10 protein-coding genes are annotated in these 10,981 nt (G+C 58.4%); 4 read left to right on the forward strand and 6 right to left on the reverse strand.

Annotation, left to right across the window (positions count from 1 at the left end):
- Positions 1 to 4: 4 nt before the first annotated feature.
- Entirely contained in the window at positions 5 to 673 is a 669-nt protein-coding gene (gene rnt / locus QC816_RS05550) for a ribonuclease T (RefSeq protein WP_066320406.1), read from the reverse strand.
- A gap of 191 nt (positions 674 to 864) precedes the next feature.
- Here rnt and QC816_RS05555 point away from each other — a divergent pair, with 191 nt between their 5' ends.
- Genes QC816_RS05555 through QC816_RS05565 form a run of 3 tightly spaced genes read left to right on the forward strand, consistent with a single transcriptional unit; the run spans position 865 to position 3,625 of the window.
- Positions 865 to 2,085, forward strand: coding sequence for an argininosuccinate synthase (locus QC816_RS05555; protein WP_085919539.1), 1,221 nt, complete (start codon positions 865 to 867; stop codon positions 2,083 to 2,085).
- A gap of 55 nt (positions 2,086 to 2,140) precedes the next feature.
- Positions 2,141 to 2,464 (forward strand): HlyU family transcriptional regulator, encoded by a 324-nt coding sequence (locus tag QC816_RS05560; protein ID WP_085919540.1) that lies wholly within the window; start codon positions 2,141 to 2,143, stop codon positions 2,462 to 2,464.
- A 33-nt stretch (positions 2,465 to 2,497) separates the two neighbouring features.
- A complete protein-coding gene (locus QC816_RS05565; protein ID WP_085919541.1) occupies positions 2,498 to 3,625 on the forward strand; it encodes a DUF294 nucleotidyltransferase-like domain-containing protein in 1,128 nt (375 codons plus the stop codon).
- A 12-nt stretch (positions 3,626 to 3,637) separates the two neighbouring features.
- Here the strand turns inward: QC816_RS05565 and QC816_RS05570 are convergent, their stop codons facing one another.
- From QC816_RS05570 to QC816_RS05585, 4 genes are read right to left on the reverse strand one after another with little or no spacing between them, the layout of a single operon-like run.
- Positions 3,638 to 6,394 carry a sensor histidine kinase gene (locus tag QC816_RS05570; protein ID WP_309781328.1) on the reverse strand — a complete coding sequence of 919 codons (2,757 nt, stop codon included), beginning with the start codon at positions 6,392 to 6,394 and terminating at the stop codon, positions 3,638 to 3,640.
- Positions 6,395 to 6,396: 2 nt separating this feature from the next.
- Complete coding sequence (locus tag QC816_RS05575) at positions 6,397 to 6,606, reverse strand: hypothetical protein (protein ID WP_085919543.1); 210 nt, start codon at positions 6,604 to 6,606, stop codon at positions 6,397 to 6,399.
- On the reverse strand, positions 6,603 to 8,666 hold the full coding sequence (locus tag QC816_RS05580) for a 3'-5' exonuclease (RefSeq protein ID WP_268901373.1): 2,064 nt from the start codon (positions 8,664 to 8,666) through the stop codon (positions 6,603 to 6,605). Before QC816_RS05580 ends, QC816_RS05575 begins: the two co-directional genes overlap by 4 nt.
- Positions 8,663 to 9,037 carry a response regulator transcription factor gene (locus tag QC816_RS05585; protein ID WP_085919545.1) on the reverse strand — a complete coding sequence of 125 codons (375 nt, stop codon included), beginning with the start codon at positions 9,035 to 9,037 and terminating at the stop codon, positions 8,663 to 8,665. The genes QC816_RS05580 and QC816_RS05585 overlap by 4 nt, the downstream gene beginning before the upstream one ends.
- Before the next feature lie 203 nt (positions 9,038 to 9,240).
- Between QC816_RS05585 and QC816_RS05590 the strand changes: the two genes are divergently transcribed.
- Positions 9,241 to 10,332 carry a tRNA-queuosine alpha-mannosyltransferase domain-containing protein gene (locus QC816_RS05590; protein WP_264823144.1) on the forward strand — a complete coding sequence of 364 codons (1,092 nt, stop codon included), beginning with the start codon at positions 9,241 to 9,243 and terminating at the stop codon, positions 10,330 to 10,332.
- Here the strand turns inward: QC816_RS05590 and nth are convergent, their stop codons facing one another.
- Positions 10,333 to 10,971 carry an endonuclease III gene (gene nth, locus QC816_RS05595; RefSeq protein ID WP_264823143.1) on the reverse strand — a complete coding sequence of 213 codons (639 nt, stop codon included), beginning with the start codon at positions 10,969 to 10,971 and terminating at the stop codon, positions 10,333 to 10,335. It lies immediately after the preceding gene.
- Positions 10,972 to 10,981 lie beyond the last annotated feature (10 nt).

Here is a 10,981-nt window from a genome sequence, read left to right on the forward strand (position 1 = left end):
ACGGCTAGTCGCCGCTATCCAGAGCCTGTTCGCGTTGGGCCAACTGCCAGCCGCCTAAATCCTTGTAGCGGTTGACCATGGCGCAGAACAGCTCTGCTGTGCGTTCGGTATCGTAGCGTGCCGAGTGAGCCGCTTTGTTATCAAATTCGATACCCGCCGCCTGGCAGGCGCGCGCCAGAACGGTCTGGCCATAGACCAATCCCGCCAGGGTCGCTGTATCGAAGCTGGAAAAAGGGTGAAAGGGGTTGCGCTTGACACCGCAGCGGTTGGCAGCCGCATTTAAAAAACCATGGTCGAATGCCGCGTTATGGCCGACCAGGATAGCCCGCGAACAGCCGTGGGCTTTAATCGATTTGCGAATAGGACGAAAAATTTCGCCCAAGGCTTCTTCTTCACTCAGCGCGACCTGCTGACGTAAGGGGTCATCCAGATTGATGCCGGTGAAATCCAGCGCGGACTGCTCAACGTTAGCCCCCTCAAACGGCTGAATATGGTAGGCATGAGTGGCATCGGGCAAAAGGTTGCCTTCTGGGTCCATTGTCAGGGTAACGGCAGCAATTTCCAGCAAGGCGTCGCCTTGTGCATTGAAGCCGCCGGTCTCTAAATCAACGACAACGGGCAGGTAACTGCGAAAACGTTGGGCCATTAATTCGCGGGCAATCGCCTCGCTCATGCAGCTCTCCTTAGTCTGCGAGTAATCGGTTAGCGCTTTTCGTGGATGATTCTAGCAGTTTCCTTTTAAGGCGTCGTTGGCGGTATTCGCTGAGCACTGAGAACGCTATACTTGGTGACTGGTGTTTTTCAACGTAAGCCATTCCGCGATTAGCGAGTCTGGCGCGCAATTGTTCAGAAAAGGAGTCAAGAATGTCCGATGTCAAAAAGGTTGTGCTGGCATACTCAGGCGGCCTGGACACATCCGTTATCGTTAAGTGGTTGCAAGAAACCTACAACTGCGAGGTGGTGACATTTACCGCCGACATCGGTCAAGGCGAAGAGGTTGAGCCAGCGCGCGCCAAGGCAGAGGCGTTGGGCGTCAAAGAAATCTACATTGAAGACCTGCGCGAAGAGTTTGTGCGTGATTTTGTCTACCCAATGTTTCGCGCCAACACCATCTATGAAGGCGAATATCTGCTGGGTACCTCCATCGCCCGCCCGTTGATCGCCAAACGCCTGATCGATATTGCCAACGAGACCGGTGCCGATGCGATCTCCCATGGCGCGACCGGCAAGGGCAACGACCAGGTACGCTTCGAACTCGGCGGTTATGCGCTTAAGCCTGGTGTGAAGGTGATCGCACCGTGGCGTGAGTGGGATCTCACTTCGCGTGAAAAGTTGATGGCGTACTGCGAAGAGCACAACATTCCCGTCGACTTTTCCAGTAAAAAGAAAAAATCGCCTTATTCCATGGATGCCAACCTGCTGCATATTTCTTACGAAGGCGGCATTCTGGAAGATCCGTGGGCGGAAGCCGAAGAAGACATGTGGCGCTGGAGTGTCTCGCCGGAAGCGGCGCCTGATCAGCCGACTTACGTGGAACTCACGTTCGAGAAAGGCGATATCGTGGCGATTGATGGTGACGCCCTCAAACCCCATGAAGTGCTTGAAAAGCTCAATAAGCTGGGTGGCGATAACGGCATCGGCCGTCTGGATATCGTAGAAAACCGCTACGTGGGCATGAAATCGCGTGGCTGCTACGAAACCCCGGGGGGCAGCATCATGCTGCGTGCCCATCGGGCGATCGAGTCGTTGACCCTGGACCGCGAAGAAGCCCATCTCAAAGACCAGTTGATGCCGAAGTACGCTGAAGTCATCTACAACGGCTACTGGTGGAGCCCTGAGCGTCGCATGCTTCAGGCGGCGATCGATGAAACCCAGCACAATGTTTCGGGTGTTGTGCGCATGAAGCTCTACAAGGGCAATGCCATCGTGGTGGGCCGTCAGTCAGAGCAGTCGCTGTTTGATGAGTCGATTGCCACCTTTGAAGACGACGCCGGTGCTTACGATCAAAAAGACGCTGAAGGCTTTATCAAGCTGAACGCGCTGCGTCTGCGGATTGCGGCGGGTAAAGGTCGTCAACAGAGCTAACGGGCTGGTTGGGCGGCAAGTGTGGCTTGCCGCCTGCCGGACGCGAGGAGTCAAAATGTTAAAAAAATTACTCTCAGGTTTGTTGGGTGGCGGTCAGGAAGGCGCCACGGGTAAAACCCAGTCGGCCGACCCCGTCGAATATAAAGGCTACATGATCACCTCTCAGCCCGATAACCAGAGTGGCCAGTATCGGGTGAGCGGTTTGATCAGCCGTCCTCAGGGCGAGGGCGAGGATCTTGAGCACCGCTTTGAGCGTTCGGACATGTTGCCCAGCCGCGATGCCTGCGACGCCATGATGATCACCAAAGCCCAGCGCTACATTGATGAAGTGGGCGACGACATGTTCAAGCCCGACCCACGCCACGAAGGTGGCCGGTGACGGAGAGGCGGCTGTAACGTTAAGGAGAGGCGTATGCGGGTTGTCCACCAAGCCTCACCCTGGCGCTCCCTGTTTACTGATGACGGGACGCTCAAGCTATCGGCGCTCACCGCGCCGTTGAGCCACCTTTCAACCCATCTTTCTTCGCCGCTTACCTCGTTAGCCGATGCGCATGCGTGGCAGCTGTCCCTGGCTGAATCACTGGTTCGCTACGATCTGCCAGCCTGGCGCATTAGTGAGGTGATCAGTGACCATAACGCCATGCTTTACCGCCAGGCGATTTCGCTATCGCTTGACGAAATGCGCGCACAAGGCTGGGGGGAACCGCCAGTCGACTACTGCGTCCTGCTGTTAGGCTCTGCAGCGCGCTACGAGAGTTTACTGGGTCCCGACCAGGATAACGCACTGATTATTGACGACTATCCCGACCATCGACACGTCGAGATCGACGGCTACTTTCAAGCATTAGGCGAGCGGTTTACCAATCGCCTGGACGAGGCAGGTATACCACTGTGCCGAGGCCACGTGATGGCGCGCTGGCCGATGTGGCGCAAGCGGTTGAGCGAATGGCGCGCGCAGCTGTCAATCTGGAGTGCCGACCGGCGGGTAAAACGGGTACAGCAGACTAATATTCTGCTTGATTTTTCACCGGTTGCGGGCAATCCCGCGCTGGCAGAACAACTGGCTGAAAGCATCGCGGCGACGTTGCCCAAGGCCTCCCTGTTCATGCACGAAATGGCCGCATTGCTTGACGAGCTGCCGGTGGCGCTGGATCGCTTCGGGCGGATCGCCTCAAGCCCCGGTCTTGCGGCACCCCACGAGCAGGCTGTCAACCTGAAACAGCAGGGGTTAATGCCGCTGATCAGTGCCGTGCGCTTGCTTTGTGTTCGCCACCAACGCCATGAAATAGGCACTCGGGAACGGCTGGTTGCGCTCAGCCATGCCGCAGAGGTGCTGACAGCGTCGCAATCAGACATGCTCCTGGCAGCCTTTGAGCGCTTACAGCAGCGATTACTGGATCAGCAGCGATACAACAAGGCGGGCGGCCATGTTGCTGACGGGTGGATTGATGGGCACCGTCTGCGCGAAGATGAGCAACTGCTGTTAAAGTTCGACCTCCAGCAGATCAAGGCGTTTGTAAAGCAGGTGAGAGCGGCCTAGCAAGCGGTGGGATTATGCCGATGACTCTGTCGCCGTAGGGTGATCAGGGGCGGGCGGCAGCTCCAGTGTCAGGCATGCACCGCCCAGAGTCCTGGCATCTTCAACCCAGAGGCGTCCACCCAGATGGGCAATAATGCCCCGGCTGATGGGTAGCCCAAGCCCGCTTCCCTTGGGGCGGCCGTGGGGGATATCGCCGTCCTGCTGTATCTGATGGAATTTTTCAAATACCCGCTCGCGCTCATCAACGCTAATTCCCGCGCCGTTATCTTCCACGCTTAAGCGGAAATGATGGCGGTGACGGTATAGGCTCAGGCGCACCATGGGCTGATGGCGATCAGCAAACTTGCCCGCGTTATCGAGCAGATTGATGATTACCTGTTCCAGGCGGTCCTGATCGCCGATCACCATGGCCGGGTCGGCCTCAAGACTCATCTCAAGCTTGATCCCGCGTTCTTGATGCAGGTGTGCAATGGTATCCACACTGCGCCGCGCCAGCGCAGCCAGGTCAAGAGGCACCGGGTTAAGCGTTAAGCGGCCGCTCTCCAATCTGGCAAGATCCAGAATCTCTTCTATCAGGCGGGATAGTCGCTGGCTTTCATGAACGATGACGCCCAGAAAGTGCTGGCGCTTTTCGTCGGGTAGCTCGCTGTTATCACGCAGAATCTCCGCAAAGGCGCGGATCGAGGTGAGCGGTGTGCGCAGTTCATGGCTGACCATGGCGACAAACTCATCTTTCAATCGGTCCAGCTCGCGCAGCCGTTCATTGGCAGCGCGTAATTCTTCGCCGATTTGCGCCAACTCTTGGGACTTTTGCTCCAGGCGGCGGTTGTACTCAAGGGTTTGCGAGGTGGTATCCAGAATGCTCAGAATCGACTCGATATCCAGCGCTTCGCCGCGTACCACCGAGTTGATCAGAACCCGGGCAGAGGCGCTGCCCAGCGACCCGGCAAGGGCCTGCTCGGCGCGGGTAATCAGCTCGGCGTTGGCGGGCTCATCTGCTGCGAAGGCATTGTCGGCGCGGTTCTGACGGAAGACGCGCCGCGTTGCCTGGTTGCCTAGGTAGCGAATGAGCAACTCGCTAAGCGCCCCTTGCGTCGTTTGCCCTCGCCAGAGTGGGGCGGTTTGCAGGTTGGGGTGCATCGCTTCGGTGAACAGTGCTGCCTGGGTCTGTTCAAGTGGTGTGGGGCGGGTAAATAACGAAACACCCACCAATAGCCCGACGTTGGCCAGCATGCTCCAGAGTAGCGAATGGGTATAAATATCCCAGTCTTCGAGACCGAATAACCCATAGGGGATCAGCCAGGCGATTCCCCAGGGGCCCTCGGTAAGCAATCCGGCATCCAACCAGCCGGACTGGGCAAAGCCTGGCAGCAGCAGCGTATAACACCAGACCACGAAACCCGCGATTAATCCTGCAGCGGCGCCCTGGCGAGTGGCGCCACGCCAATAAAGGCCGATGAGCAGCGCCGGGGCGAACTGAGCCGCGCCGGCAAAGGACACCAATCCAATAGTGACCAGGCTATAGGAGTCGCCAATCAGCGCATGGTAGAGGTAGCCGAGAAGCAGAATCAGCACAATGGCCACCCGGCGGATGCCGAGCAGCCAGCCAGCAAGCTCGCCCTTGGTGCTCAGGTGCAGCCGCCGCGAGCGCAACAGCAGCGGCATGACCAACTGGTTGCTGACCATGGTGGAAAGCGCAATCGTCTCGACGATGACCATGCCGGTGGCGGCCGAGAGACCGCCTATAAATACCAGCAAGGGCAGCCCTTCCAGCCCGGCGGAAAGTGGCAGCGTCAACACAAAGCTGTCGGGGTCGCCAGCACTCACGCCCAGGAGCAGTCCCGCCAACGCAATGGGAATCACGAACAGATTGATCAGCAGCATATACAGCGGGAACAGCCAGCTTGCCCGGGTGAGATGCTGCTCATCGACATTTTCGACAACCAGGACCTGAAACTGGCGCGGTAGGGTTAAAAAGGCCAGAAAAGCCAGTACCAGCATGCCTACCCAGCCGGTCGCGCCGCCAGGCACACTATCCAGGCGCATGCTGCCGGCCAGGCCGGGCGTTGCGGCCACCTGGTCAAACAGCGCGCCAGGCCCTTCAAACATGACAAAGACGACGAACACGCCGACGGCCATGAACGCCACCAGCTTGACGATCGACTCCAGCGCAATGGCTGCCACCATGCCCTCATGGCGTTCGCTGGCATCCAGGTGGCGGGTACCAAACAGGATGATGAAAACGGCCAGAACCAGAGCGACCCAGAGCGACTTATCCATCCAGAAGTGTTCATCGACAAGGGTGGTGTCGGCCGCAGCGGGGTAGTTGATCAGCACCGCATGGCTGACGGTGATCGCTTTTAACTGCAAGGCGATGTAGGGCGTGATGCTGATCAGGGCCATCAAGGCGACGAGGGCGCCGAGGCTGCTGCTTTTGCCGTAGCGGGCACTGATAAAGTCGGCAATCGATGTGATGCGCTGGCGAGCGGCGATGCGCACCATTTTGCGGATGATAAAGGGCGACAGCAGCATTGCAAGCGTGGGCCCCAGGTAAATGAGCAAAAAGCTGGGCCCATGCTCGGCGGCACGCCCCACGCTGCCGTAGAAGGTCCAGGCAGTGCAGTAAACGGCGATGGAAAGCGCATAAACCGTGGGGGAGCCGATCAGTGACCGGCCCTGTTCTGCACGACGATCTCCCCAGGCAGCGACCACGAACAGCAGGGCCAGATAACCAAAGGCGGTGCCCAGAATAATAGGGTCAGTGCGCATGGTCAGCGGCCTGCACGGTGTTCCATCAGCCATGCCGCCAGGCCGATGATGATTGCCCAGGCGCTAAATAGATACAGGGATAGCCAGCCAATGTGGGGTGAGGGAAGGCGGTCAACCACAATGATCAGCGGCGGGCAAAACAGCACCAAGGCAATGGCAACTAGAGCGACCAGGCGTTCTGTTTTGCGTGATTGAGGGCCTGAAGGTGTCATGAGGCGCTGGCATCCTCTCGGTCGAAGGCATTGGCCTGGAGGGCAAGTAGTTGCTCCAGAGTATTGATGCCTCGGGCTTCCAGGCGTGGTAGCAGGGCAAGCCAGAGTTCGGCGGTGACGCGCGCATCACCCAACGCCGTGTGACGTGTGCCGGGCGGGAAGGCCAGGTCGTAGCGCTCGGCGAGGCTATCCAGGTCGTGTCCATCCAGCGCTTCGTCCAGTGCGCGCGAGATGAGGAGGGTGTCGATCACGGGGAGATCAAAGGTCACCCCTTGATGACTGATGGCGAGTAAGTCAAAAGCGGCATTATGGGCCAGCAGTACCGCTTCACCGACATAGTCGCGAAAACGGCTAAGCACAATATCCAGGGGGGGCGCGCCGGCCACATCGGCATCGGTAAGGCCGTGGATGGCGGTACTGGCCAGCGGAATAGGCCGCTTGGGATCCACTTTTTGATCGAAGACGTCGCTTGCCAGCAGGCGTGCGTTAACCACGCGGCAGGCCCCAAGGCTGATCACGGTATCCCCTCGGCGCAGTTCAAGCCCGGTGGTTTCGGTATCAAATGCCACCACATCCAGGCTGCGCAGCGAGCGGCTGGCGAGAGCTTCATCCGGCGGTGGCAGGTCGGCAATCCCAAAGTCATGGAATTCAGGGCGCGGCGGGGCGGTTTCCCGTGGGGCGCCTACACGGTCCATGGCGGGTAGCGGAAGGCGCAGGCGGGCATGAACGCCATCATCGTCGGTCAGGCTCCAGATATCGCTGGCATGCTGGCGCAGTACGTCGGAAACGATGGGGCTCAGCGGCAGAGAAGGCAGCGGTTGTTGCCGCCACTCGGCCAGCTCATGCTCGGGTAACGCCTTGCCCTGCCAGATAAGGTCTAGATAGACACGCTTATTACCCAGGCACATCTCGCCCTCAAAGCCGCTGTCGGGCAGGTGCGCATTGAGATGCTTGACCAGCGAATCAAACAGCGCAATCAGAGCCGGCGCGTCGCCCTTGAACCAGGCAGGCATGCCGACGGGGGTAATCAGGCGGTGCTCGGGGTCAAGGCGTTCGTCCAGGGCTTGCCAGAAGTCGTTTGACCACATGGGGGTCAGGCGTTCGCCCTGATGCTGCATGGCATCCAGTAGCTGGCCGATTTGGGCAACGTTGTCGCCAAGTGTGGCGCCTTCCTCCTGGATGACGCGTTCAAGACGTTGGCGTAGCGATGAGGTTTCCAGGTCGCCTTGATGACGAAGCTGGATCAGCGCGTCCGCGGCACTGGTCAGGCTCGCGGTATGCTGGCGAAGGGGCGTCAACATGTCAGCAAGCTCCGCTCTTACCCCCATTTCGTTCGACCAGGAGGCGGTCGCGTCACTGAACGTCAACAACGTTTCGCCATCGCTACCCGGGACGCGGCGTAAAATGACCTTTAGCCAGCGGTTGTCACAAGGAGAAAGCAGCTCACGGGGGGCCCCATCGTTGGGTAGCTGGCTGATCGCCTGCTGCAAGCTCGCTACCGGCAGGAGCGCTTCCAGGCGTTTGCCCAGGCCGAGGCCGGTATTATCGGCGAAAAAGTCTTCGGCTGCCTGATTGAACAGCATCACCCGACGATGATGGTCACATAGCAGGAGAGGTGTTTCGAGCACCTGCAGCAGGGTTTCAAGCTCCTGGCGAATTTTGGCGGCGCTGCGCGCGCCTTCGGTATGCGCCGTGGCCAGGCGACTGCGGTCTTCACGCCAGCTCTCGCGGACCCGCTTAAGGTCTGGCCCCAAGCCTTTTAGCCAGCCTTCGGGCGGGTATTCATCTCGAGCATCGGGGTTGGCCACCAGGCGTGCCAATTGGACCTGCAGGTGGCGCAAGGGGGTGAACAGCATGCGTTCAAGCAGCAACCCCGCCAGGAAAATCGTGGCGCCGCCAGAGAAACTGCCCAGCCACAAGGCGACTCGCGTCGCCCCACTTGGCGCCAATTGGGCATCCAACCACGCAGCAAAGACAGCCCCGCCCAGCAGGCTGATGCCGCTAAGCAGAAGCCACAGGCCAATCAATCGCTGACGTTTGGGCAGCCCACCTCTTGTCATGGGTTGTTTCCTGTCAGCAGTGCGTTGACTTTTTCGACCAGTGCCTGGGTAGAGAAAGGCTTGGTAATGTAATCATCAGCTCCCAGTGCCATGCCTTTTTCCCGCTCCACCTCGCGGCCATGGGCGGTCAGCATAATGATGGGGAGTGTTGCAGTGTCGGGGGCTTGGCGTAATTGCTCCAGTACATCGAACCCACTGATACCCGGTAAGCTGATGTCCAGCAAGATTAGATCCGGCTTGCTTTGTTGCACATGCACAAGTGCTTGCTCGCCGTCTTCTGCCGTCATGACCTCGAAGCCTCCTTGCTGCATAAGAAACTCAAGCGAGATTAAGATGTTGGGTTCGTCATCGACCACAAGCACTCTGGCCATTGTGCTCTCCATGGATTAAAGGTGTTGGGGCGGACCGAGTTGCCCGGTTATTAGCCTGAGTGTAGGTAGGCGAGCTGGCTGCGCCAAGACGACCTTGGTAACAAAGCGATGGCTGTGGATTTTCAATAGGTAGCCTGCGGCTGTGATGACAAGCAACGCCTGGGTATTACACAATTGTATTAACGCTACCCAACGAGACCCTAATGAACGCTCCCTTGAATCGCCGGAAGCGGGTTTTATTGCTATCCGCCTATGATGCCGTGAGCCACCGCTACTGGGCCGACAGCGTGATTCGTCACGTCGAGACTGTCGAGTGGACGCAACTGCGCTTGCCAGCGCGGCATTTTCGCTGGCGTGTCCGTGGCAACCCATTAACATGGCTGCTTAAAGAGCGCGAAACGCTGAGTCAGTCCTATGATGTGGTGCTGGTAACCTCGATGGTGGACCTGGCGACGTTAATCGGCTTGTTCCCTTCGCTGGGCCAGGCGCACAAGATCATCTATTTTCATGAGAACCAGTTTGCCTACCCTGTGTCGGAAGCGCAGCACTCCTCGGTGGAAGGCAGAATGGTCAATCTGTATTCCGCTCTGGCGGCCGATACGGTGATTTTTAATACCGCCTATAACCGCGACTCCTTTGTCGATGGCGCGCGCGCCTTTTTAAAAAAGATGCCCGAGAATGTACCGGCGGTAAAACCTCTTGAGGCGCTGCGACAACGCGCCAGAATACTGCCTGTCCCGATCATGCCCCTTGATGGCGGGTACCAGGACCAGCGCCATCCCCGGCGAATTCTATGGAACCACCGCTGGGAGTACGACAAGAACCCTGAGGACTTTTTCGAGGTGCTTTTTGAACTGAGCGGCCAGGGTGTGGCCTTCGAGCTTGCGGTGGTGGGGCAACGCTTTCGTCATGTCCCGCCGATTTTTGCCGAGGCGGAGCAACGACTTGCGTCACATATCACCGCCTGGGGGCCGCTGCCGGAAGGGCATTATCAGGCCGAGTTGGATAAAGCCGGTATCGTGGTGTCAACGACGTGGCACGAGTTTCAAGGGTTGGCGATCATGGAGGCGGCCCAGCGTGGCGCACGACCGTTAGTGCCAGACCGTCTTTGCTTCCCGGCACTTTACCCCAAGGCGTATCGTTACGATGGCACCCGAGGTGGGCTTTACGATCAGTTGTACCGCTGGCTTACAGCGCCGACAGACCAACCGGAGCCATTGAATACGGCTCAATGGGAGTGGCCAGCATGGCAGGCGGCCTATTCGTCCCTGCTGGAGGAAGATGCATTTGAGTGATCAAGCAATCTCAGTTTTTTCTTTATAGTCGCATAGATCTTCAATGATGCAGCTGCCGCATCGCGGCTTGCGGGCAACGCACGTATAACGGCCGTGCAGGATCAGCCAGTGGTGAGCATCCTGCAGAAAATCCTTGGGCACGTGGCGCAACAGTTTTTGCTCTACCTCGACGACGTTTTTACCCCTGGCAATGCCCGTTCGATTGGCAACCCGGAAAATGTGCGTATCCACCGCCATGGTCGGTTGGCCGAAGGCCGTATTCAAAATGACGTTAGCCGTCTTGCGTCCCACGCCGGGCAAGGCCTCAAGCGCAGGACGGGTTTGAGGCACTTCCCCATTGTGCTGTTCGACCAGTTGATGGCAGGTTTTCATCAGGTTTTCGGCCTTGGTGTTGTACAAGCCGATGGTCTTGATATGGGTTTTCAGGCCATCGATACCCAGGTCGATAATGTCCTGGGGCGTGTTAGCGACAGGGAACAGGCTGGCGGTTGCCTTGTTGACGCCTACATCGGTGGCCTGGGCGGAGAGCAGCACCGCGGCGAGCAACTCGAAAGGCGTATGCCAATTGAGCTCAGTTGTGGGGTGAGGGTTTTCTGCCTGCAGCCGGGCGAAAATTTCATGACGCTTTTGGGCATTCATGGTCAGTCTC

This window comes from Vreelandella janggokensis (assembly GCF_031451615.1).
Lineage (GTDB): Bacteria > Pseudomonadota > Gammaproteobacteria > Pseudomonadales > Halomonadaceae > Vreelandella > Vreelandella janggokensis.

Bases quoted from the DNA above. Each gene is read 5' to 3' on its own strand.
- QC816_RS05575 (WP_085919543.1), bottom strand. From the start codon at position 6,606: ATGACACCTTCAGGCCCTCAATCACGCAAAACAGAACGCCTGGTCGCT.
- QC816_RS05590 (WP_264823144.1), top strand. From the start codon at position 9,241: ATGAACGCTCCCTTGAATCGCCGGAAGCGGGTTTTATTGCTATCCGCC.
- rnt (WP_066320406.1), bottom strand. From the start codon at position 673: ATGAGCGAGGCGATTGCCCGCGAATTAATGGCCCAACGTTTTCGCAGT.
- QC816_RS05570 (WP_309781328.1), bottom strand. From the start codon at position 6,394: ATGCGCACTGACCCTATTATTCTGGGCACCGCCTTTGGTTATCTGGCC.
- QC816_RS05565 (WP_085919541.1), top strand. From the start codon at position 2,498: ATGCGGGTTGTCCACCAAGCCTCACCCTGGCGCTCCCTGTTTACTGAT.
- QC816_RS05580 (WP_268901373.1), bottom strand. From the start codon at position 8,666: ATGACAAGAGGTGGGCTGCCCAAACGTCAGCGATTGATTGGCCTGTGG.
- QC816_RS05555 (WP_085919539.1), top strand. From the start codon at position 865: ATGTCCGATGTCAAAAAGGTTGTGCTGGCATACTCAGGCGGCCTGGAC.
- QC816_RS05585 (WP_085919545.1), bottom strand. From the start codon at position 9,037: ATGGCCAGAGTGCTTGTGGTCGATGACGAACCCAACATCTTAATCTCG.
- nth (WP_264823143.1), bottom strand. From the start codon at position 10,971: ATGAATGCCCAAAAGCGTCATGAAATTTTCGCCCGGCTGCAGGCAGAA.
- QC816_RS05560 (WP_085919540.1), top strand. From the start codon at position 2,141: ATGTTAAAAAAATTACTCTCAGGTTTGTTGGGTGGCGGTCAGGAAGGC.